The organism is Staphylococcus sp. Marseille-Q5304 (assembly GCF_943737015.1).
In the GTDB taxonomy this organism is placed as follows: Bacteria; Bacillota; Bacilli; order Staphylococcales; family Staphylococcaceae; genus Staphylococcus; species Staphylococcus hsinchuensis.
The window spans coordinates 253,862-277,559 of the sequence record NZ_CALSFP010000001.1; the positions used below are offsets into that span (position 1 = coordinate 253,862).

General features: G+C 33.5%; 25 protein-coding genes. 20 read left to right on the forward strand and 5 right to left on the reverse strand.

Going from position 1 to position 23,698, the window contains the following annotated elements:
* Positions 1-43 precede the first annotated feature (43 nt).
* The 12 genes from NGI30_RS01110 to pcp all read left to right on the forward strand — a co-directional run bounded on the left by NGI30_RS01110 (position 44) and on the right by pcp (position 11,201).
* Positions 44-694 carry an ABC transporter ATP-binding protein gene (locus NGI30_RS01110; protein WP_251517488.1) on the forward strand — a complete coding sequence of 217 codons (651 nt, stop codon included), beginning with the start codon at positions 44-46 and terminating at the stop codon, positions 692-694.
* Positions 691-1,461 carry an ABC transporter permease gene (locus NGI30_RS01115; RefSeq protein ID WP_251942471.1) on the forward strand — a complete coding sequence of 257 codons (771 nt, stop codon included), beginning with the start codon at positions 691-693 and terminating at the stop codon, positions 1,459-1,461. Before NGI30_RS01110 ends, NGI30_RS01115 begins: the two co-directional genes overlap by 4 nt.
* 156 nt (positions 1,462-1,617) lie before the next feature.
* Positions 1,618-2,778 (forward strand): MFS transporter, encoded by a 1,161-nt coding sequence (locus tag NGI30_RS01120; protein ID WP_251517495.1) that lies wholly within the window; start codon positions 1,618-1,620, stop codon positions 2,776-2,778.
* Between the two features lie 100 nt (positions 2,779-2,878).
* Positions 2,879-3,475: a YdeI/OmpD-associated family protein gene (locus tag NGI30_RS01125; RefSeq protein WP_251517498.1), complete on the forward strand. Its 597-nt coding sequence runs from the start codon at positions 2,879-2,881 to the stop codon at positions 3,473-3,475.
* A gap of 362 nt (positions 3,476-3,837) precedes the next feature.
* On the forward strand, positions 3,838-5,019 hold the full coding sequence (locus NGI30_RS01130; protein WP_251517500.1) for a betaine/proline/choline family ABC transporter ATP-binding protein: 1,182 nt from the start codon (positions 3,838-3,840) through the stop codon (positions 5,017-5,019).
* On the forward strand, positions 5,016-5,651 hold the full coding sequence (locus NGI30_RS01135) for an ABC transporter permease (RefSeq protein ID WP_251517503.1): 636 nt from the start codon (positions 5,016-5,018) through the stop codon (positions 5,649-5,651). Before NGI30_RS01130 ends, NGI30_RS01135 begins: the two co-directional genes overlap by 4 nt.
* A gap of 15 nt (positions 5,652-5,666) precedes the next feature.
* The gene (locus tag NGI30_RS01140) at positions 5,667-6,611 is read left to right on the forward strand and encodes an osmoprotectant ABC transporter substrate-binding protein (protein ID WP_251942473.1); all 945 of its coding nucleotides are present in this window, start codon (positions 5,667-5,669) and stop codon (positions 6,609-6,611) included.
* Positions 6,608-7,288, forward strand: a complete 681-nt coding sequence (locus NGI30_RS01145; protein ID WP_251517509.1) for an ABC transporter permease — start codon at positions 6,608-6,610, stop codon at positions 7,286-7,288. Before NGI30_RS01140 ends, NGI30_RS01145 begins: the two co-directional genes overlap by 4 nt.
* A 23-nt stretch (positions 7,289-7,311) precedes the next feature.
* Positions 7,312-8,073, forward strand: coding sequence for an alpha/beta hydrolase (locus NGI30_RS01150; protein ID WP_251942475.1), 762 nt, complete (start codon positions 7,312-7,314; stop codon positions 8,071-8,073).
* Between the two features lie 462 nt (positions 8,074-8,535).
* Positions 8,536-9,927 carry an MFS transporter gene (locus NGI30_RS01155; RefSeq protein WP_251517514.1) on the forward strand — a complete coding sequence of 464 codons (1,392 nt, stop codon included), beginning with the start codon at positions 8,536-8,538 and terminating at the stop codon, positions 9,925-9,927.
* A 37-nt stretch (positions 9,928-9,964) separates the two neighbouring features.
* The gene (locus NGI30_RS01160; protein WP_251942477.1) at positions 9,965-10,405 is read left to right on the forward strand and encodes a DUF805 domain-containing protein; all 441 of its coding nucleotides are present in this window, start codon (positions 9,965-9,967) and stop codon (positions 10,403-10,405) included.
* Between the two features lie 154 nt (positions 10,406-10,559).
* Complete coding sequence (gene pcp, locus NGI30_RS01165; RefSeq protein WP_251942479.1) at positions 10,560-11,201, forward strand: pyroglutamyl-peptidase I; 642 nt, start codon at positions 10,560-10,562, stop codon at positions 11,199-11,201.
* Positions 11,202-11,244: 43 nt separating this feature from the next.
* Here the strand turns inward: pcp and NGI30_RS01170 are convergent, their stop codons facing one another.
* Together NGI30_RS01170 and yidC are read right to left on the reverse strand one after the other, a co-directional pair.
* Entirely contained in the window at positions 11,245-11,745 is a 501-nt protein-coding gene (locus NGI30_RS01170; protein WP_251517522.1) for a GNAT family N-acetyltransferase, read from the reverse strand.
* Between the two features lie 140 nt (positions 11,746-11,885).
* Positions 11,886-12,725: a membrane protein insertase YidC gene (gene yidC, locus NGI30_RS01175; protein ID WP_251517525.1), complete on the reverse strand. Its 840-nt coding sequence runs from the start codon at positions 12,723-12,725 to the stop codon at positions 11,886-11,888.
* Positions 12,726-12,936: 211 nt separating this feature from the next.
* Here yidC and NGI30_RS01180 point away from each other — a divergent pair, with 211 nt between their 5' ends.
* The gene (locus tag NGI30_RS01180; protein ID WP_251517527.1) at positions 12,937-13,749 is read left to right on the forward strand and encodes a metallophosphoesterase; all 813 of its coding nucleotides are present in this window, start codon (positions 12,937-12,939) and stop codon (positions 13,747-13,749) included.
* Positions 13,750-13,788: 39 nt separating this feature from the next.
* Here the strand turns inward: NGI30_RS01180 and tcaB are convergent, their stop codons facing one another.
* Entirely contained in the window at positions 13,789-14,997 is a 1,209-nt protein-coding gene (gene tcaB, locus NGI30_RS01185; protein ID WP_251942481.1) for a putative multidrug effflux MFS transporter TcaB, read from the reverse strand.
* Positions 14,998-15,297: 300 nt separating this feature from the next.
* On the opposite strand from tcaB, the gene NGI30_RS01190 reads away from it, so the two are divergent.
* Positions 15,298-15,681, forward strand: coding sequence for a GtrA family protein (locus NGI30_RS01190; RefSeq protein ID WP_251517533.1), 384 nt, complete (start codon positions 15,298-15,300; stop codon positions 15,679-15,681).
* A 220-nt stretch (positions 15,682-15,901) separates the two neighbouring features.
* Positions 15,902-16,792 carry a cation diffusion facilitator family transporter gene (locus NGI30_RS01195; RefSeq protein WP_251942483.1) on the forward strand — a complete coding sequence of 297 codons (891 nt, stop codon included), beginning with the start codon at positions 15,902-15,904 and terminating at the stop codon, positions 16,790-16,792.
* Between the two features lie 104 nt (positions 16,793-16,896).
* On the opposite strand, the gene NGI30_RS01200 is transcribed toward NGI30_RS01195, so the two are convergent.
* Entirely contained in the window at positions 16,897-17,262 is a 366-nt protein-coding gene (locus NGI30_RS01200; protein WP_251517538.1) for an aggregation-promoting factor C-terminal-like domain-containing protein, read from the reverse strand.
* Between the two features lie 330 nt (positions 17,263-17,592).
* Between NGI30_RS01200 and NGI30_RS01205 the strand changes: the two genes are divergently transcribed.
* The gene (locus tag NGI30_RS01205; protein WP_251517541.1) at positions 17,593-18,279 is read left to right on the forward strand and encodes a 2,3-diphosphoglycerate-dependent phosphoglycerate mutase; all 687 of its coding nucleotides are present in this window, start codon (positions 17,593-17,595) and stop codon (positions 18,277-18,279) included.
* A gap of 363 nt (positions 18,280-18,642) precedes the next feature.
* Entirely contained in the window at positions 18,643-20,094 is a 1,452-nt protein-coding gene (locus NGI30_RS01210) for an MDR family MFS transporter (protein WP_251942485.1), read from the forward strand.
* A 148-nt stretch (positions 20,095-20,242) separates the two neighbouring features.
* Here the strand turns inward: NGI30_RS01210 and NGI30_RS01215 are convergent, their stop codons facing one another.
* Positions 20,243-21,487 carry an aminoacyltransferase gene (locus NGI30_RS01215; protein ID WP_251517546.1) on the reverse strand — a complete coding sequence of 415 codons (1,245 nt, stop codon included), beginning with the start codon at positions 21,485-21,487 and terminating at the stop codon, positions 20,243-20,245.
* A 256-nt stretch (positions 21,488-21,743) separates the two neighbouring features.
* On the opposite strand from NGI30_RS01215, the gene NGI30_RS01220 reads away from it, so the two are divergent.
* From NGI30_RS01220 to NGI30_RS01230, 3 genes are all read left to right on the forward strand, one after another.
* Positions 21,744-22,112, forward strand: a complete 369-nt coding sequence (locus NGI30_RS01220; RefSeq protein ID WP_251517548.1) for a cystatin-like fold lipoprotein — start codon at positions 21,744-21,746, stop codon at positions 22,110-22,112.
* Positions 22,113-22,157: 45 nt separating this feature from the next.
* Positions 22,158-22,784: a DsbA family protein gene (locus tag NGI30_RS01225; RefSeq protein ID WP_251942487.1), complete on the forward strand. Its 627-nt coding sequence runs from the start codon at positions 22,158-22,160 to the stop codon at positions 22,782-22,784.
* A 338-nt stretch (positions 22,785-23,122) separates the two neighbouring features.
* On the forward strand, positions 23,123-23,638 hold the full coding sequence (locus NGI30_RS01230) for a YceI family protein (RefSeq protein WP_251517562.1): 516 nt from the start codon (positions 23,123-23,125) through the stop codon (positions 23,636-23,638).
* The last annotated feature ends 60 nt before the right edge of the window (positions 23,639-23,698 follow it).

Consider the following 23,698-nt stretch of genomic DNA (forward strand, 5'->3'; position numbering starts at 1 on the left):
TGGATAAGTGAATATACTGTGTTAAATTTCAGGAGGGTATCAGATGTTAGAAATGCGCAACGTGTCATACGAGGTAGATAATCAACGCATCATCAAAGGTATTGATTTGAAAGTATCTGAGGGGGATACAATTGCCATCGTAGGACCTTCGGGGAGCGGTAAGAGTACACTCTTTAGACTAATGAATCATTTAATTAGCCCTACAGACGGCACTATCACTTTTGAAGGTAAACGATATGAGGATATTCAACCAGAACAATTACGTCGAAGTATTAGTTATCTGTTACAAGAAAGTGACTTATTTGATAAAACAATTGGTGAGAACCTTGCCTTTCCATCAGTAATTAGAGGTGAAACGTTTGATAAATCTCGTGCTTCATCACTATTAGATGCGGTTGGATTAGGGCATTATGAATTTGATAAACGCGTCGAACATCTATCAGGAGGAGAGCGTCAACGTATAACGATAGCACGCCAACTGATGTACAAACCTAAAGTGTTGTTGTTGGACGAAGCAACAAGTGCATTAGATACAGCAAATCGAGATAAAATAGAACGTCTTATATTTGATTTGGCTGATGAAGGTGTAGCGATGTTATGGATTACGCATAGCAACGACCAAAGCATACGTCATTTCAAACGAAGAATACAAATCGTCGACGGTCAAATAGATAAGGAGGAAAGTTTAAGATGAGCAATACAGCATTAGTATTAACCGGTTTATTATTACTCTTTCCTATAATTGTATCTTACAAAGAGAAATTACATATCATCAAAGATTTATTAATCGCTACACTAAGAGCAGTCGTACAACTTGTCATCTTAGGTTACTTACTGCATTTTATTTTTAATGTAAACCAAAAATGGTTACTTGTGTTATTCGTACTTATCATCATTATTAATGCTTCCTGGAATACAATCAGTCGTGCGTCTTCAGTGATGCATCATGTGTTCTGGATTTCTTTTGTATCTATCTTTATAGGTGTGGCCTTACCTTTAATAGGTGTCGTACTTACAGGCGCTATTGATTTTAAACCGAATGAAATTATTCCTGTAGCCGGTATGTTAGGTAGTAATGGCTTGATTGCGATTAACCTAGCTTATCAAAATCTTGATAGAGAATTTGTTAAAGAAATGAGTCAAATTGAGTCTAAATTAGCATTAGGTGCAAATCCTAAATTATCTTCAAAAGCAACAATTAGACAATCTATTAAGACAGCAATCGTACCAACGATTGATTCGGTGAAAACGTACGGTATTGTGTCTATCCCAGGTATGATGACCGGTTTAATTATAGGCGGAGTCGATCCGTTAGATGCCGTCAAATTCCAATTAATGGTTGTGTTTATTCATACAACAGCAACGATTATGTCAGCCCTGATTGCGACATACCTCAGTTATAGACAATTCTTTAATAACCGTCATCAACTCATTGCTAGAGATTTAGTTAATGAAAAATAATTTAATTTACACCACTTTGTGTTCGTCTCTCTTAGATTAACAAAGTGGTGTTTTTTAATGAAATCTAGCTCATAGACCTCTAACAATGTCTAATTACATTGACGTATGGTTTATAATAGAATAGTTGAAAAAATATTAGAGGAGGCGATGAATTTGATGTCACCCATGCGTATTATCACTTTTATATTAAGTATCTTTATCGTAGGCATGGTGGAAATGATGGTGGCAGGCATCATGAATTTAATGAGTCATGATTTGCATGTAAGTGAAGCTATCGTTGGACAACTTGTCACGTTGTACGCAATTACATTTGCGATTGCAGGGCCTATCCTTGTGAAATTAACGAATCGATTTGCGCCAAAACCTGTCTTATTGTGGACGTTATTTGTGTTTATCGCCGGAAATGTCATTATTGCAGTAGCACCTAATTTCCCTATATTAGTAATAGGAAGAATTTTATCTTCTGCAGCAGCGGCATTAATCGTTGTGAAAATTCTAGCATTAACAGCTCTGTTAACCTCACCAAAACACCGCGGGAAAATGATAGGAATTGTCTACTCAGGGTTTAGCGGTGCAAATGTATTAGGTGTACCGATTGGAACCATTATAGGAGACTGGATTGGTTGGCGTTTTACATTTCTATTTATAGTTGCTGTCAGTGTGCTCGTAGGTATATTAATGTTTATTTATGTCCCTCAAGTTCAAGCGCAACAAGTTGAACAAACGACAGAAAGTGCCAAACAACATAGACCCTCTCGTATCTTAAACACTACAGAAATTATAAAATATTTAGGTATCACATTCTTATTATTAGTAGCTAATTCGATAACTTTCATTTATATTAATCCACTTATGTTAAAAAGTGGCCATACTTTAACTTTCGTTTCAATTACTCTTTTAATTAATGGTATTGCAGGTGTCATAGGTACTTCAGTAGGTGGATTTTTATCAGATAGGTTAACGAGTAAACGCTGGTTAACAATTGCCACTGCAGTATTTATGTGCATGTTGCTTATTTTAAATACAACATTCTCTATGACGGTATTGTTATTAATTGTTATTTTTATTTGGAATATCATGCAATGGAGTACGAACCCAGCAGTACAAAGCGGTATTATTGAACATGTTGAGGGAGATACTAGTCAAGTGATGAGTTGGAATATGTCTAGTTTAAATGCCGGTATTGCAATTGGGGGCATCATCGGCGGCTTAGTTGTTTCTAAACTCAACGTATATGCGACCACATATTGTTCGGCATTAATTGCATTTATTGCTCTAATATTAATCATTAGTTTGAAAAAGGTTCGAAATGATTAAACAAATTTAAATAGTAAGTAAGTTGGTTTGTTGTCAGAAATTTTATATAATAACCTCAAAGAAAGTCGTATAAAATTACTCGAAAAGGGGTTACACACTAATGCCAGAACAAGAAAGCCATCCAAAAGTAGATGCTTATATAGAAAGACAAGACAAATGGAATGAATCGTTTAAATTACTTCGTACTTTATTACAAGAAACAGAATTAACAGAAGATTATAAATGGATGCACCCTTGTTATACATTGAAAAATAAAAATGTTGTGATTGTTCAAGACTTTAAACATTATTGTGCATTGTTATTTGAAAAAGGTGCAATTATGGAGGATCGTTACAAAACATTAATTCAACAAACAAAGAATGTTCAAGCAGCACGCCAACTTAGATTTGAAAGCTTAGATGAAATTGAACAACGTAAAGAGGAAATTAAATGGTATATAGACGAAGCGATTCGAATTGAAAAGTCTGGTAAGAAAGTGCCAATGAAAAAAACAGAGGATTTCGAAATGCCTGTTGAATTGCAAAATAAATTTGAGGAAATACCTGAATTGAAAGAAGCATTTGACAAATTAACACCTGGAAGACAACGTCAATATATGTTGCATATTGGACAAGCCAAAAGAGAGCAAACACGACAACAACGCGTTGAAAAATATGTCGATCATATTTTAGCTGGAAAAGGTATGAATGATAAATAATTTTATATAAAAGATATCAATAATCAAGATATTGAAGTCGTATATTGTGAGTTAGTTCTTTAAGATTAGCTCTTATAAAAGCACTTCGGTATCTTGATTTTTTTGCTCCAATTAAAATATTTTTTAATTTTAAGATTTTATAGTTTTAAGGAAAATTAACGATTTTCACTATTATGTTATAATTAATTTGTGAAGTGATTACTTGAAATAGATGTAGAAATTAGAAAATCGTAAGGGTTATTTGTGCAGTTGTTTATACATATTTTAGTCTTTTTAGAATTTGTAATACATACACAAGTAGCCCTAAGTTTATTTGCGGTTATTTTAATATTGAGACTCTACATAAAGAAAGGAACTGACCAATGTTAAGTATTGAAAATTTAACTAAGATTTATAGCGGTGGAAAAAAGGCCGTCGACAATATTTCTTTAGATATTGAATCCGGTGAATTCATTGCTTTTATTGGTACCAGTGGGAGCGGTAAGACAACTGCATTACGAATGATTAATAGAATGATTGAAGCTACAGACGGAAAAATTTCGATTAATGGACAAGATGTGCGAAAGATGAACCCTGTCGAATTACGCAGAAAGATTGGCTATGTTATTCAACAAATCGGGCTTATGCCGCATATGACGATTAAAGAAAATATTGTCCTCGTACCTAAATTATTGAAATGGTCTCAAGAAAAGAAAGATCAAAAAGCGAAAGAACTTATTAAACTCGTAGATTTACCTGAGTCCTTTTTAGAACGTTATCCTTCTCAATTATCAGGAGGTCAACAACAACGTATAGGTGTTGTACGTGCGCTCGCAGCAGAACAAGATATCATCTTAATGGATGAGCCATTTGGTGCACTTGATCCAATTACTCGAGACACATTACAAGATTTAGTGAAAGAACTTCAACAAAAGTTAGGTAAAACATTTATATTTGTAACCCATGATATGGATGAAGCGATTAAGTTAGCTGACAAGATATGTATTATGTCAGAAGGGCAAGTCGTACAATTTGATACACCAGATAATATTTTACGTAATCCTGCAAATGACTTTGTACGCAACTTTATCGGTCAAAATCGTTTGATTCAAGATAGACCTAATATGCGTACTGTTGAGGATGCGATGATTAAACCAGTCACAGTGAACGTTGATAGTACATTAGACGAAGCGGTTACAGTGATGAGAGAAAAACGTGTAGATACGTTATTTGTCACTGGTAAACATCAGAGGTTACTCGGATATCTGGATATTGAAGACATCAATCAAGGTTTACGTGCTCAAAAAGAACTTATTGATACGATGCAACGAGATATTTATCGTGTGAGAATAGATAGTAAATTACAAGATTCGGTAAGAACTATTTTAAAAAGAAATGTGCGAAACGTGCCTGTGGTTGATCGTGATGAAGAAACGCTCATAGGTTTAATTACAAGAGCGAATTTAGTAGATATCGTTTATGACAGTATTTGGGGAGAACCTAGTGATACAACTCATGACGATGGCATTGTTGACCCAGTACATGAAGGGGATGTCCGACCATGATGGCTTTCTTAAATAAATACGGCGGTCAACTCGCATCTAAGACATTTGAACATTTCTACATTTCAATGATTGCCTTGCTCATAGCGATAATCATAGCTGTGCCATTAGGAATATTATTATCGAAACATAAAAAGGTTGCCAATGTAGTATTAACAGTAGCGGGCGTCTTACAAACGATTCCTACTTTAGCTGTCCTAGCTGTAATGATTCCTATCTTTGGTGTAGGGAAATTACCAGCCATTGTCGCTTTATTTATATACGTATTGTTACCGATTTTAAATAATACAGTTATCGGCGTACAAAATATTGATAAAAATATTAAACAGGCTGGTGCAAGTATGGGCATGACACAATTTCAATTAATGAAAGATGTGGAACTACCTTTAGCCTTACCACTTATTTTAGGCGGTATTAGATTGTCTTCAGTTTATGTCATTAGTTGGGCAACGCTAGCGAGTTATGTCGGCGCAGGTGGTTTAGGAGACTTTGTATTTAACGGTTTAAATTTATATGATCCGATGATGATTGTGAGTGCAGCGATTCTCGTTACGTTATTAGCACTCATTGTGGATTTCATTTTATCACTTGTTGAAAAATGGGCCGTACCTAAAGGCTTAAAGGTAACTAAATAACAAAGGAGGACACTCATGAAGTTTAAATATATAATCACGTTGCTTGTATTGTGTCTGACAGTGTTAAGTGGTTGCAGTTTGCCCGGTCTAGGCAATCAACGTTCCGGTTCAGAAATTAAAATCACAGCATTAGCGACGAGTGAATCACAAATTATGTCTCATATGTTGAGACTACTCATTGAACACGATACAAAAGGAAAAATAAAACCAACAATTATTAATAATCTCGGTTCGAGTACGATTCAACATAACGCTTTAGTAAATGGTGATGCGAATATGTCAGGATCCCGCTATAATGGGACAGACTTAACAGGTGCATTAAAAGAAAAGCCAATCAAAGATCCAAAGAAAGCGATGGAAGCAACGCAACGTGGCTTTAAACAGAAATATCATCAAACGTTCTTTGATTCATATGGATTTGCTAATACTTATGCATTAATGGTGACTAAAGAAACCGCAAAAAAATATCATTTAAATACAGTTTCAGATTTGAAAAAACATAGTAAACAACTTCGAATCGGTGTTGATAGTTCTTGGCTTGAAAGGTCCGGAGATGGATACAAAGACTTTTCGAAGGACTATGGTATTGAATTTAAGAAGGTAAGACCTATGCAGATTGGTTTAGTTTATGATGCGTTAAATTCTAACCGTTTAGATGTTGCGGTAGGTTATACAACAGACGGACGTGTAGACGCCTACAATCTCAAAGTACTTAAAGATGATAAACGTTTCTTCCCACCGTATGCGGCAAGTCCTGTTGCCACAGATGAAATACTGAAGAAGCATCCTGAACTGAAAGATACGATTAATAAAATGAAGGGGCAAATTTCAACAAAAGAAATGCAACAGATGAATTACAAAGCAGACGGTGAAGGGCAAGAACCGGCTATAGTCGCTCAAAACTATTTAAAAGCACATAACTATTTCGAAAATAAAGAGAAAGGTGGTCACCATGAATGAAAGGTAACTTAATTCAACAGATTTACGAATATTATACGATGAACTTTGGCTACCTCTGGGATTTATTTATTAAGCATTTATTGATGTCGGTTTACGGTGTTTTATTTGCAGCTATTATTGGTATACCTATTGGCATATTGATTGCTAGATATTCTAAGTTATCATGGATTGTTATAACAATTGCAAATATCATTCAAACTGTGCCAGTTATTGCGATGTTAGCGATATTAATGCTAGTGATGGGGCTCGGGCCAACCACAGTAGTCATTACAGTATTTCTTTATGCATTATTACCTATTATTAAAAATACATTCACAGGTATTCAAGGTGTAGATGCGAATATTAAAGATGCAGGTAAAGGTATGGGCATGACACAAAACCAAGTGTTACGGTTAATCGAATTACCGTTATCTTTATCAGTAATTATTGGCGGATTAAGAATTGCTTTAGTTGTTGCTATCGGTGTAGTTGCCGTTGGTTCATTTATCGGTGCACCGACATTAGGAGATATTGTCATTCGTGGGACAAATGCAACAGATGGTACGACGTTTATCTTAGCAGGTGCCATTCCAATCGCACTCATTGCGATATTAATTGATATAGGCTTGAGAGCACTTGAGAAAAAGTTAGACCCAGCTAATAGAACAAAGAAACCTCAACCTCAAAAGGTAGAATAAATATGAATAAGGAGTGACCAGTGATGGCGTTTTTATCATTAAATTATAAATCAAAGACGATTGGTAAAGATCAAACATTGTCTGTAATCTTACCTGAAGATGATAGTTATTTTGATAGTAAAGCCCAACCGAAACAATTGAAATCGTTAATGCTATTACATGGATTATCGAGTGATTCAACGTCTTATGTAAGATATACAAGTATAGAACGTTATGCGAATGAGCATCAATTAGCCATCATCATGCCAAGTGCAGATCATAGTTTTTACAGCAATATGAAATATGGCCATAGTTATTATGATTATATATTAGAAGTTTATGACTATGTGCACCAAGTGCTGCCATTGTCACGTGAACGTAAAGATAATTTTATCGCAGGTCATTCAATGGGCGGTTATGGCACAATGAAATATGCTTTAACCCAAGGTGCTCGTTTTGCAAAAGCTTGTAGCTTATCGGCAGTGTTTAAGGCTGAAACGTTTATGTATATTAACTGGCCTGACTTTTCACCTGAGGCAATTGCAGGAACTAACAAACAAACGCAAGGCACTGACCTTGATTTATATCATCTTGTTGATCAAGCGGCAGAATCAAAAATGCAGTTACCTGAATTATTAATTATGTGTGGTCGCACAGATGAATTGTTTGATGAAAATGTTCGGTTTATACATTACTTAGATGACAAAGGCATTGATTATCAATTTAAAGATGAACCTGGGAATCACGATTATGCTTATTGGGATCATGCTATTAAACAAGCAATCGAATGGATGGTAGAAAGTTAACTATGCATTCATTCTCTGTATACTTTATCATTATGGGCATAATGTAGGGGGTGGGACAGAAATCGAATTTTCTCATAGAAATTTCCTAGTCTCTCTAGTTGACATAGAAGCTGAGACAACTATTTTTGTCCCAGCTTCTATTTTTATGTCTTTTTTATGAGAAATCATAAATCGATAATTCACATTGCTTGTATTTAGAATTGTAAGAGGTAAAATGTTATTTTGGGTATAAATATTGGATTTAATTTTCAAGATAATTTATGAGATGGTTTAAGTTGTTTTTTTTATAATTTAATTTAAACGATTATAATGCGACAGCTCAAGTTTAAATAAGATTATATCCTAGCACTTAATATTTATTTATAAACATCAATTTGAATTTATCTCGTATAAAGTAAGGTATATAAATATTTGTTTAGTGTACTCCAACATATTGAGGATATTATAGGAGGAAGTAAGTATATGGAGTCATCACAAACCTTTGAAGGAGATAATAGACTTCTTTTTGGAATATTTTTAGGTGTAATAACGTTTTGGTTATTCGCACAATCACTCGTCAATATAGTCCCTGATTTACAATCTTCGTTCAATACAAATTATGGAACGATCAATGTAGCAGTGAGTTTAACAGCATTACTCTGTGGTTTGTTTGTTGTAGGTGCAGGGGGTCTAGCGGACCGTTATGGTAGAGTGAAGATGACCTATGTGGGATTAATACTTAGTGTCATTGGTTCATTGTTTATTATTATTACTGGCTTAACGCCATTCTTAGTTGTAGGCCGAGCAATACAAGGCCTCTCAGCAGCGTTCATTATGCCTTCTACATTAGCGATTATTAATGAATATTACATAGGAACAAGACGTCAAAGAGCATTGAGTTATTGGTCAATTGGCTCTTGGGGAGGTACCGGCGTTTGTTCATTCTTCGGCGGTATTATGTCTACATTTATTGGTTGGAGATCAATCTTTGTAATCTCAATCCTCGTTGCGCTCCTCGCAATGTATTTAATGAAACACACACCCGAGACGAAAGGATTAACGAACATAGAAAAAGAACAAGGTAAATTTGATTATGTCGGTTTAGTATTACTGATTGTTTCGATGTTAAGTATCAACTTGATTATTACGCAAGCTGCAGATCACGGTATAACATCACCATTTATTCTAAGTATGATTGTTGCTTTTATTATGTCGACTGTTGCGTTTGTATTGTATGAACGCAAATTACGCAATCCGCTTATTGATTTTTTATTATTTAAACATAAAGGATATAGTGGGGCGACGATTTCTAACTTTTTACTTAACGCAGTCACAGGAACACTGATCGTTGGGAATACTTATTTTCAATCTGGATTGCACTTTAACGCCTTTCAGTCAGGTATGATGACACTTACATATCTAGTGGCAGTACTTGTGACGATTCGTGCAGGTGAAAAGCTCATGCAAATGATGGGAGCCAAACGTCCAATGCTATTAGGTGCAGCATTGAATACGATAGGTATTTTAATGATATCGTTATCCTTTTTACCATTAACGCTATATATCATCATGTGTGTATTAGGCTACCTCATTTATGGTTTAGGGCTGGGGGTTTATGCAACACCGTCCACAGATACAGCAGTTTCTACGGCTCCAGAGTCAAAAGTTGGCGTAGCTTCAGGTATTTATAAGATGGCCTCATCGTTGGGTAATTCATTTGGGGTAGCCATTTCAGCTGCCATTTATGGTATCGTTACATCTGCGACCAACATCCATTTAGGGGCAATGTATGGTTTATGGTTTAATGCTTTGTTAGCTTTATTAGCATTTACAGCAGTACTCATATTAGTGCCGAAAGGACAATATAATACGTAAACATTTGAAATATTTAACAGAAAAGGATGATATTTTAATGGTAGAAGCGTATAAAGATTTCTGGAAACGATATTTTGACCTTAAAGGCAAGTCGAATGTTCAAGAATTTTGGACGCCAGTACTCACACATATCGTTTTAGTAATTATCGCTATAGCTATTGTTAGTGGTATAGAACATTTACATATGCTTTATTTGAAAAATATTGTATTTACGTTCTTGGCTATATTAGGTTTATCAATTATTATTCCTACGTTAGCAGTTACTGTAAGACGCTTTTACGATGCAGGTAGAAAAAGATTATCAGCGGTTATATTATTATTTTTAGCTATAATATTAAACATATGTGCTGATTTTACGCATATTTACTTATTGTCTTTCTTTTGTACGGCACTTGCAAAATTAATGAAATTGATAATAGTGCTTACCGCGTTAAGGTCATCAAAAGATGTTTCTGCTGAGGAATTGAAATGGATATAACATCATTTTTCAACCTTTGAAAAAGTAAATAAAAAATTGTATTACTTAATAAAGAGGAAGTTATCGTATTTGAGTGCGATAGCTTCTTTTTTGAAAAAGAAACCGGTTTAGGTAAGATAGTTATAAATCGTAAATAAATAAAGGGGTGTGCGTTATGAAAATATTAGTGGCAGGGTTTGAACCGTTTGGAGAAGATATAGTAAATCCCGCATCAGAAGTGCTCCAACTTCTTCCTAAAACAATACAAACACATAAAATTGATACTTTAGAAATACCTACAACATTTAACGAAAGTAGTAAAGTGTTAGAACAAGAGATGAAGCGATATCAATATGATGTGGTGTTAGTTATCGGACAAGCAGGAGGTCGTTTCGAAATTACACCAGAACGTATAGGTATTAATTTAGATGATGCACGTATTCCAGACAATAATGGCAAGCAGCCGATAGATGAGCGTATTCAAGAGGGTGGAGCGTCAGCGTATTTTTCAAATTTACCGGTGAAGAGAATCACAAAAGCAATTCGAGACGTGGGTATCCCAGCACGTTTATCACATAGTGCTGGAACCTTTGTATGTAATCATATACTTTATCAACTGGGCTACATGCATGAACAATACTTTCCAAATTTAAAGTTTGGATTTATTCATATTCCTTATATTCCAGAACAAGTCATACAAAAAGGTGAAACGCCGTCCATGTCTCTCGATTTGATTGCTAAAGGTCTGATTACTGCACTCGAAGTGATTGTTTCATATGAGGATGACATTAAAATTGCATTAGGTGAAATACACTAAGTTATACCAATCGACCACACGAGATATTCCAGTGGTACGTTTTTTAAATCTCATGTTTATTACGGTGGTAGTTCATACGGATTTCATTATAATATTTACCAAAATAAACGGTCTTTTTATCTGATGTTTTCTCAAAACCAATTTGTTCATAAAAGCGGATAGCACTAGCGTTCTGTTCAACAACCCATAACGTAATATCATCAGGGTAGGAGAGTTCTAAAGCACGTTGCATCAATGCATAACCAATCATGTGATGTTGATATTCTTCTAACAAATAAATATCAAATATTTCACTCCAATTGTCAGAGGCTTTGATTTCATGGGTTTTGCCATAAGAGATGAAGCCGACAACTTGGTTTCTAACAGTTGCTACAAGCGTAGGGGTATTGTGTAAAGATGAGGTACTTAAAAATTGATGTTTATCTAAATGTTTCAAATAATTATTCTCTAAAAGATTATTATAAGTAGTAAGCCAACTTTCATAATGCACGATTGCGGCACTTTGTTTATCATCATCATTAATAGGCCTAATTGTAAATTCCATTTCGCTCCTCCTCGTTCATGTCGGTGATTTTAGCATAGCACTTTAAGTAACTAAAAGAAAATAAGGTGTGAAGCACATGAAATATTTAATAAAAAATCCCACAAAGTTACTAACTTTGTGGGATGAGTTAAATATAGGCTTTAATTCGTTTCATCTCGTGCTTCTGCTTTTTTGATTCTATCTTCGAGTTCTGCCGCTTCTTTTTTAGCTTTTTTATTGTAATAGCCATGTGCTAAATGCATTTGGATAATTAGGAATAAACCACCTACTGTCCAATATAAACCGAGTGCACTTGCTGACTGTAAAGAAATGTATGTGATGATAATAGGTGAAGCAATCATCATAAAGTAATACGTTTTTCTTTGATCTTTTGGATAGTGAATTGAGTTGACTAAAGGTTGGAAGAAATAAATAATGGCCGCTATTAATGAAATCCATAAGTTCGGTTCAGTTAGATCGAACCAAAGGAAATTAGGATACTTTTCGATTCCGCCACCACTTGGATATTTTAAAGTTTGTATTAGCCCGAATAGAATAGGTAATTGAATAAAGATTGGTAAACATCCAACCATATTCTTGAAAGGACTGATTCCATATTTTTTGTATAGCTCTGATAGTGCTTTATTAACTTCCTGTTTCTCTTCTTTATGTTTTGCATCTTTAGCTTGTTTTTTCAATTCATCGATATGTGGTTGTACGACCTTTGTTTTTTCTCTCATCATATGCATACTTTTAACCTGCATGACCATTAATGGCATAATAATAAGTCTGATGATGATTACAATCGTGATTATGGCTAAGCCGTAGTTTTCACCATAGAGATGTCCGAGTCCGTGTAATAACATGTCGATAGGTTGTGTGAACACCATATCAAACCATGAATTACGGTGAGAATTTGTATGACTACTAGCAAATACATCATTACTAGCTGTTAATATTAACAAAGGGGTGAGTAATAAGGTTAGCCACTTACTGCGCATTAAATTTTTCCTCCAAAAAAATAAATAATCAAATATAACCATAACACAATTAAATATTAATTTTAAACATAACTGTGGAAAAGTGTAAATATATCTTGCGCGTGAGACAAGAAAAACGATAAAAAATAAGGAAACTAAGCAAAACATTTAAGTGTTATATGTATGAAGTGTCATAATAACGTTGTTAACTAAAGTAAGGAAGGTAATAAGGATGAGGATTGGTGCAATTTCAGATTTACATATAGACCGTCATAAATCTTTAACTCCGGAAGATTATTTAAAAATTATGGTACGTACTTTGCAACGTGAAGAAGTAGATTTATTGTTAGTCGCAGGTGACGTTTCTAACAATTATAAATTGACGCATCAATTTCTGGAACAAATTGAGCGACAAACATCGATAACTGTTAAATTTATACCAGGTAATCATGACTTTTGGTCGACAGATACAGATTTAAATTCAAATGAAATATTAGAATATTATATGAAAATGGATGCATGTTTAATAGGAAAGCCTTTCGTTATTAACGACGAATGGGCAATTGTTGGCAACACAGGATGGTACGATTATACGTACGCAAGTCCAAAGTTTTCATTGGAACGTATAGCGAGACGCAAATATTATGGAGCGACATGGCAAGATAAGGTGAAGATAGATTGGGAGACGGAGGACCAACAATTATCAAAAAAAGCAGCAAAACAAGCCGAGAAAGACTTACAAGCGGTAAAAGATAAAAAGGTTATTCTAATGACACATGTCGTTACACATCCTAAATTTGCAGTACCTATGCCGCATCGCATATTTGATTATTTTAATGCGTTTATAGGTACGTCTGACTTTAATAATTTTTATGAGCGTTTTAATATTCGACATAGCATCATGGGGCACGTGCATTTTAGAAGTAAATTTGAAGAAAATGGTATTATGTATTATTGTCCATGTTTAGGCTATGGTCGAGAATGGCGTACAGATAATATTGAGACAGAGATTGACCATGCATTAGAGGTTATAGAAATTGAATAAAAAGAAAAAGGGAACGATACAACGTTCCCTTTTTTTAATTTAAGCATTTGTTTTTGTATTTTTATTAGTATATTTTAAAGCAAAGATCAGAATAATAATTAATAGCGTCGTTACTACTAATATAATTGCATAAGGTGTAGTATTGAATTCACCTTTTAAACCTACAAGAGGTGACATCACTGCACCGAGTATAAATTGGAAGAGCCCTAATAAACTAGAGGCATTACCACTACCACCTGTACGTGATTCCATTGCCAATGCGAAGCTGAGTGGTCCAATACCGGTCACCGGACAAACATTTAAGAAGAATGCAACAATGAGAACCCATATAGGGAGATGCATCGTAAGGGCCACTATAATTAAAATAACACCGCTGATTTGAATCATTGTTAATATGATGAGTAATATACGACGATCCACATATTCAACGAGTTTAGCGGTTAGTTGACTTGTAATAATCAACCCAATCCCATTAATAGAAACGAGAATACTAAATTGTTGAGGTGTGAGTTCGTAAATCTTTTGAGTGATGAAAGGTGCTGCTGATGAAAAGCTAAATAGCATTACATACGTTAACCCTTGTAGTAACATTGGTATAACAAATGAAGGTCGACGTAATAAATAACCAAAGTCTTTAAAAATTGCACCAAAATTTAATTTAGTAATATCGCTCTGTTTTGTTTCTTCCATAAAGAGAATCGCAAATAATAAAATAATAAAGCTCACAATCGTTAATATTAAGAAGATTGCCTTCCAATTTGCGATGGATAAAGCATATCCGCCAATAAGTGGGGCAATAATTGTAATTATTCCGTTAACGACGAGCAAAGATGCGAGTACTTTAGCTAAAGTTTGACCTTTATGTTTATCACCGACTGAGGCTTTTGCAATTACGATGGCGCCACCGCCCGTTAATCCTTGAATTAATCTCAATACGAGTAACCATGAGATCGAAGTTGTAAAGATCGCGATACCAGATGCTAATGTATAAATTGCGATAATGATGAGGGCGACCTTTTTACGACCGAAGGCATCTGATAGAGGACCAAAGATAAATTGTCCAATCGCAAGACCAATCATCGCAAATGATGACGTTAGTTGTGCTTGTGAAGTTGTTATTTTAAAGTCACTTTGAATACTTGGTAATGACGGCACATACATATCTATTGTGAGTGGGCCGAAAGTAGTCATTATACCTAAGACGATAATAATAATTAAAGGTATTTGACGTGTTGTTGCTTTGTTCATATGTGGTACTCCTTTTGAACGCTTGCGCATGTGTTTGTTTTGTTTCTAACTAGGTAATTATCCCATATGCATGTAAAAATGCAACGTTTAATTTATAATATTTAGTGTTCGTTATTTAACTAAAAATGATTATATAAATCATATCATAACCGAATAGATATTTTGAGGACGTAGAACATAAAAATACATACTTAAGTTAAACATCGTGTTTATCTTGTACTGTTCCTATCAAGTATATAAAATATGTTAATATTGGAGAAGTTGAATCCGGGTAAGAGCAATGAATTAAAGGAGAAACACATGAAATTAAAGAAGACGCATTATGAAATTATTAAATTTATCATTGTTGGTGGGATTAACACTGCAAATTACTATGCCGTGTATTTACTGTTATTAAAAGGGATCGGACTGAACTATATGATAAGCCATATTACAGGTTTTATTTTTAGTTTTGTCGTTTCATACTTTTTGAATTGTTATTTTGTATATAAAGTGAAACCGACGTGGAAGAAATTTTTAGCATTTCCATTAACGCAAGCGATTAATATGGGCATGCAAACCTTACTACTATATATATTTGTAAAATGGTTCCACATTTCATCCATCATTGCACCATTTGCAGGTCTGATTATAACGATACCTGTGACATTTGTACTGTCTAAATACATTCTTAAAGATAAATAAGATATTTTGATAAATTAATTTGAAAGGCTGGGAGCAAAACTAAATGTGCTCCCAGTTATTTTTATGCTAAAAATTTTCTAAATATCTATGCAATTTTTAGGCAATGTTAAAAAATATTTTTATTAATTTGTATTAAATCATTTCCTGAAAAAAACAGTTGTCATGCGTGATTTAATCATTCATACTAAAATCCCAACATAAATAAAGGTGGTTGTAGTTCATGTCCCAAACTGAAAATTTAAAAGTAGCACAAAGAGGTGCATTTTTAAGTTTAATCGTCTATATTGTAATGGCAATTGTAAAATATGCAGTCGGTTATATTTATGATTCTGCTGCAGTTCGTGCCGATGGTATTAATAATATGACGGATATCATTGTATCTTTAGCAGTCATTATAGGGTTGAAGATTTCAATCAAACCACCAGATAAAAATCACCCATACGGCCATCTTAAATCAGAAAATATATCTACATTGTTAGTATCATTTATCATTATGTTTGTTGGACTTCAAGTTACAATCGAAAACTTTCCTCGAATATTTATAGGAAAACATCCTACACCTAATTTGATCACAATTTATATCAGTATACTCAGTGGTGCGTTGATGTTAGCAGTATTTTTTATAAATAGACGTTTGGCACGCCGTACGAATAGTAGTTCATTAAGTTCTGCTTCGAAAGACAATTTATCTGACGCCCTCGTAAGTATCGGAACAGCAGTTGGATTACTATTTACACAAATGGGCTTACCTATTTTAGACTCAATCCTAGCAACGATTCTTGGTCTTATCATTATATATACAGGCTTTGGTATTTTTAGGGAATCCATTTTTACATTGAGTGATGGCTTTAATGAACAAGACTTAATTGAATATAAAAACGATGTATTAGAAATAGAAGACGTCATCGCGGTTCAAAATATTAAAGGACGCTATCATGGTAGCAGTGTGTTTGTGGACGTAACCATCGTCGTGGATTCACATTTATCTCTTGAAGAAGCTCATAATATTTGTGATGCAGTTGAGCGTCACATGCATAAAAAAGGAATTTCATCTATTTATGTTCATCCAGAACCAGCTTCAATACAGGACCAACATGAAGCGGAAAGTTAAATAACGTGGTTATACTAAAAACTCCGTTGAAAGCATACACTTTCAACGGAGTTTTTTTATATTAAATGTTATTGGAATTCAAATTATGAAGATACTTTAAAAAATTACCACCAGCCGTGTGCTTCACGGAATTCAATTGCTTTATCAATTGAACCATAACGTTCTTCAGCGTAATTAATCATACCTTTTGTTTGTTCTTCAACTGAACCAGAACCCCAAGCTTCTTTTGTTTGTCCTAGACCTTTATAACCTGCTGGATTTACGGCATCTGGATTACCACCTGATTCTGGTAATACAACTTTTTCCCAAAGTTCTTTTGTGCCGCCAGCTTCGATGAACTCTTTATATACGCTATCTGTAGATTGTGTAGTCGTTTCAGAAGCATCAGCTGTATTTACACTTGCTCCTGCACTATATCCTGTTGCTGCAATTGTTAATGACGCGAAAGATGCTAATAATAACTTTTTCATAAATAAAAGTCCTCCTAATTTAATTTTAAAAATTTAAAATTATTAACTAAGTAACTAGATATTTTATTAATTCAACGATGCCTACTATATCATCAAATTCAAATGTGTAGGTTACAGTCATTTTAAAATGCATTTCTATTTATGATAAAAATAAGACAATTATTTCAATGAAAAGCGAGTATTGTCATATTTGTTTATAGTAAAATCCATTAAAAACGAGATAATCATTTAACAGAAAGCGTTTTAAAGTGATAAGATGCAATTGAACGATTTGTAATATTTTGTAATAACCAATTTCAAAATAAATTTTAAAAAGAAGGTAGTGAGATTATGGCAAGATTAGTTTTATGTAGACATGGCCAAAGTGAATGGAATGCTAAAAACTTATTTACTGGATGGGCTGATGTTGATTTGTCAGAAAAAGGTCATCAAGAAGCTAAGACAGCAGGAGAAAAGCTTAAAAATAATAACATCCAGTTAGATGTCGTTTATACATCATTACTGCAACGTGCGATTAAAACAACGTACCATATATTAAATGAATCACACCAATTATATCTTCCAACTTATAAACATTGGCGATTAAACGAACGTCATTATGGTAATTTACAAGGATTAAACAAAGATGATGCACGTGATGATTTCGGTGAAGAACAAGTGCATATTTGGAGACGTTCATATGATACTGCACCACCAGCTCAAGATGAAGATCAAAGACAATCTTATATCAACGACCCTAAATATCGTGATTTAGATGCGAGAGTAATGCCTGATGCAGAAAGTTTAAAAGATACGTTGGTACGTGTGAAACCATATTGGAATGATCATATTGCACCACAATTATTAGCAGGAAAAACTGTATTAGTTTCAGCGCACGGCAATTCATTACGTGCATTAATTAAATATTTAGAAGATGTGAGTGATGAAGACATTACCGGGTTAGAAATTAAGACAGGTGAACCTCTTGTTTATGAACTAACTGATGATTTGAAAGTTGAAGATAAATACTATTTATAGTTGAAAAATCATTTTCATGATTCAACTAATGGTTAAATAGGTAGTTATACAAAAATGTTTAATAACAATCAAGATGGAATTAGGAAAAAGGTGACAAATGAGTGTTTTTTATAAAACTCATTATTATTAATACATCCTAATTTCATCTTTTTTATATTTTACATAATTCAGTGAATTTTTTAACAATCAATTAACCTAAAGATGCAACAATGTGGTATACTCGTTAGTCCGAGTAAAAAAGTCAGACTGATGAACGATTTTTGAACGAGATAGATGCATTTCATATGATAACTATTTATAAAATCTGTATAATGCGTTAATGCATGACTTAAAGCTTACGGTTCACAATTAAGGGAGGTAAATATGTCACATAAAACGAAATTAACGATGATTATTGTAATGTTATTTGGGGGCTTCTTTGGTCTCTTGAACGAAACATTATTAACCACTGCATTACCAAGTATTATGAAAGATTTTGATATTGATTACACACAAGTTCAATGGTTGACTACGGCTTTCTTACTTGCAAATGGGGTTGTCATACCATTATCTGCAATGGTGATTCAAAGGTTTACAACAAGACAAGTTTTCTTAACGGCGATCACCATTTTCTTCTTAGGTACAATTATTGCAGGTTTCAGTCCAAACTTTAGTATTTTATTATTTGCTAGAATTATTCAAGCACTAGGTTCAGGAATCATGATGCCCCTCATGATGACGACAATATTAGATGTGTTTGAACCACATGAACGTGGGAAGTATATGGGAACGTTTGGATTAGTGATCGGTTTAGCTCCAGCTATTGGTCCAACTTTATCAGGTTATTTAGTTGAATATTTCAATTGGCGTTCATTATTCCATGTTGTTGCGCCAATTGCTGCACTAACATTTATTGCTTCATTTATATTTATTAAAAATGTCGGTACAAACAAAAAAGTACCTATCGATTTAATTTCTATTATTTTATCCAGTTTAGGTTTCGGTGGTTTACTATACGGTACAAGTTCAATATCTCGTGATGGTTGGGACGATCCAATCGTTTTAACTACGATTATTGGCGGTATTATCTTGATCGTGCTATTCGTATTAAGACAACGTAAGTTAGAAACACCACTCTTAGATTTTTCAGTATTTAAGGATAGTCAATTTACAGTCGGAATTATTATCATGGCATTTACGATGATCGCGATGATTGGTTCTGAAACTGTGTTACCAATGTTTGTACAGAACATTATGAAAGATTCGGCATTACAATCTGGTTTGATTCTTTTACCAGGTGCGATTGTAATGGCTATTATGTCGGTTATTTCAGGCTTACTTTATGAAAAGTTCGGTGCTAAAATTCTTGGGATAATCGGTATGTTAACTGTTGTAATCACAACATCGTATTTTGTAGTAATGGATGAAAATACAGCTCCAGCATTATTAGCTACAATTTATGCTATTCGTATGATCGGTATTGCATTTGGACTTATGCCGTTAATGACACATACGATGAATCAATTACCGAAAGAAATGAATGCACATGGTTCATCAATGACGAATACGGTTCAACAAATTGCAGCTTCTATCGGTACTGCAGGTTTAATTACAACTATGAATCAAGTCGCAAAGAATTTCTCACCAACTATGAGTGATTATAAAGGGATGAACAAGAAAGAAATGGCTGCACAAATTCAAAAAGATGCATTATTAAATGGTTACCATGGTGCGTTTTGGTTTGCGGTTATTATTTCAATCATTAGCTTGATTTGTGTATTTATGTTGAAAAGCAAAAGAAAGTTAAATGAAGAAGCGAATAACACAGCTGAATAATGATTCATAAACCCCTATCAATTTTTTAGTAGATTGATAGGGGTTTTTCAGATTTTATGTATCGTATTCCAAAGTAATAGATGGGTTTGATGTTCTAAAAAACCCCCTCAAACTTTTTGAAAGTTGAGGGGATTTATATTTGAAGTTTTTATAATTTACCAATCGCTTTGCCGAGTGTGTAGGCTGCTGTATTGATAGGTTTAACGAAATCGCCGATATATTCTTCAACGTCTGCGTTAAAGCCTTTTTTAAATTGTTGTACACCAGCGTCTTCAGCATCCTCACTAAAGTCACCTGTAACACCATAGAAATTGTATCTATCAATGCCATGTGCTTTGGCAAATTTAATCATTTCCCATTGTAATTTATATGCACCCATATAAGGGTTATATTTAGGGTTTGAGCCACTTGATAAATAATAGACTTCATGGTCATTGTATATATAAATAGCTGCAGCTAAATCTAATATTTCACCATCAGATTTAATAGTATTTTCTGTATCATCAATTTTTCTGCGTGTACTATTTAATTGTTGCGTGATTTGTGTATGTTTTGTCTTTTGTTTTTTCGAATTAGGGCTTTCTTCTAATGCTGATTCAACCTCAGATAATTGAGTTTGAAGTGTATTCAGTTTAGTCGTTAAGTTCGATAAATATTTTGTTAGATCTACATACGCTAATCTTAAAGAAGCATTGCCTTTATAGGCTTGTTGTAATTCTTCAAAATAAGGCTCGTCACGGAAACTGAAACCGTGTTTCTCTTCTGCCATTTTAAATAGTTTAAAGAAACGATCTGTTTCTTCGATTGGAAGCGTGCAAACATCTACGCCCATTTCTTCTGTACGCTTAATATTTCTTCGTGTTTGGTAATCCATTTCTTTAAGTAATTGTTTTTCAGATTTACCTTGTAAGTCTAATACGGATAACCAACGTGCTTGGCTTGTTTTTGAGTAGCCCACTGTGAAACCTTCATGTTTATAACCGAGTGACTCTAAAGTATTTATTAAAATACGGTTATCATAAGATTTCACTATTTCACCGTCAGCATTTCTTAAATTTTCTAAAATATAGGGATCTAAGCGAACGTAAAGACAGTTATGCTTTTTTAAGTAAGATGTAAGTGATTTAAAGAAGAAATTCACTAAAGCGATATTATTATAATCTAATACGGGGCCACGTTGGCTGTAGAAGTATTTAAAATATTTTAAAGCACGTGCTTCAGTAAATAATCCAGCAGCAATCACTTCATCATTATCATCTTTGACACCTAGTAAATGAGCATTATTGTAATCATGTTCAAGATGTTCATAATTTAAACGTGATTGTGTATAATGTGAGAAGTTTTCTGTTGTAAATTTTTCGAATTCATCAGGGGTAATTTTCACAAATTGCATAATTTAGTAATTCCTCCTTAAAAAAGCAACCCAATGTACATGTATTATATCAAAGTTAAATATAAATAGCATATCAAAAGCAAATGATTAAAATGGTTTAGTGTCCCAATTTAAATGTTGTGCTATAGGTTATATCATATTAAAATGCACTAGTATATTTAAAAATTTAGGTGTATGATGTAGTATACGGAAATACATGTGTTTATTTTAGAAAATAACATAGATATAGATTATAGTTTGAAGGTGACTTGATTTAATGAAGAAATTTACAATATTATTCGCAATCGTAGCATTATTTCTTTCTGCTTGTAGTAGTGGAAAATATGCTGGAGAAATAGATAAAGCTGTTCAGAAACAAGAGAAATACCAAAAGAAATTAGCACATAAACGTAAAGGTGATGTAGATAAAAAATTCGATAAAAAAGAAGCGAATATTTACGTTTATGGAAAAGGTAAATACGTTACTATCGCGTATAAACCATTAAAAGGTGATGCTGAAGAGCATTATTTCACTTATAAAGTTAAAAATGGCAAAGCACATTACTTAAAAGACTTTAATTCTAAAGGTTACACACAAAGACATGAGGCCGACTATAAAGAAGAAAATATGAATAAAAATGAGTAATGCGTTGTTTGTCTAACAAACAATCGAGGTGTACACAAAAGTTAAATGAAAAAGTTATTTGTTACTCTGTGCTTTCTTTTGTCAATTATAGTCCTGAGTGGGTGTAACAATATTGACAATCTCCATAAAGAAGAAGAGACAACAAAAGATGGTAAAGTGAAAATTATTGAATATGGTGACTACAAATGTTCATATTGTAAAAAGGTAGAACAACATGTACTACCTAAGCTGAAAGAAAATGATATTGATAAAGATAAAGTAGATTATCAATTTGTTAATATTGCTATTTTAGGTGATGATGCACTCCTCGGTTCACGTGCAGGGCATGCGGTTCAACAATATGCCCCAAAACAATACTTAGCATTTCAAAAACGCATGTTTGAACAACAACCTAAGTCTGAAAAAAATTGGATTACTAAAAAGTTAATCGATAAACAAATCGACGCTCTAAAAATTGATAATCAGAAAAAAGCTAAGATTAAAGAGGCATACAAATCAAAACAAAGTTCTGCATGGAAAGTTGCAAAGAAGGATCAACAACAAGCTAAAAAAGATGGTGTAACGGTAGCCCCTACAGTTTATGTTGGTGGGGAAAAACTAGAGGATCCATATAAATATGCCAACTATAAACGATTGATTGATAAACACACACAGAATGATAAGGACAATTAAAGTTTATTGTGTTTTTTTGAAATAACATATAAGTATTGAGTAATAACAAAACGAATTATTGATATAAGTATAAGCCCCTCAAAGATTCTTTGAGGGGCTTAATGGTTGTTATTTATGTCCTGGATTTTTTAGTATTTATACATTTCTTAAATAATAATGAAGTAATTAACACTCATTAGAACGGGTAGAGTGGTAATGAAAAACTTTATATTGTTAAATAGCACCTCATTTTTCCGAAGTACAACGTTTATTTTTAAGTAGTGAGTTTTCATGTTTGATATATTATATGTATTTGGTATAATGAATATATCGAAATGATTATTAGGAGGTAATGTAGGATGGCAAAATTAAACTTTGATGCAGCACATTCAGCTGTTGAATTTTCAATTAAACACTTAGTAATTTCAAATGTAAAAGGTAGATTTAACGAATTTGAAGCAAAACCAGAAGGTGACGTAGAAGATTTAAGCTCATTACAAGGTGAATTTATCATTAACGCAAAATCAATTGATACACGCGTAGAAGATCGTGATAATCACTTACGTGGCGAAGATTTCTTAAATGTTGAACAATACCCAGAAATCAAATTCGAAGTTACAAAAGCAGATGAAAAATCAGTAACTGGTAATTTAACAATTAAAGATGTAACAGAAGAAGAAACATTTGAACTAAATTATGAAGGTAAAAGTAAAAACCCAATGAACGGTGCAACAACAGTTGGTTATATCGTTAACGGTTCAATTAATAGAGAAAAATATGGCATCACTTTCAACCAAAAACTTGAAACAGGTGGCGTAATGATCGGTAAAGACGTACACTTCCAAGTAAGCTTAGAATTTGCAGTAGAAGAATAATTCATTTTAAAAGAAACCAGCCATTTCATCAACTCAATGAAATGGCTGGTTTTTTTATGT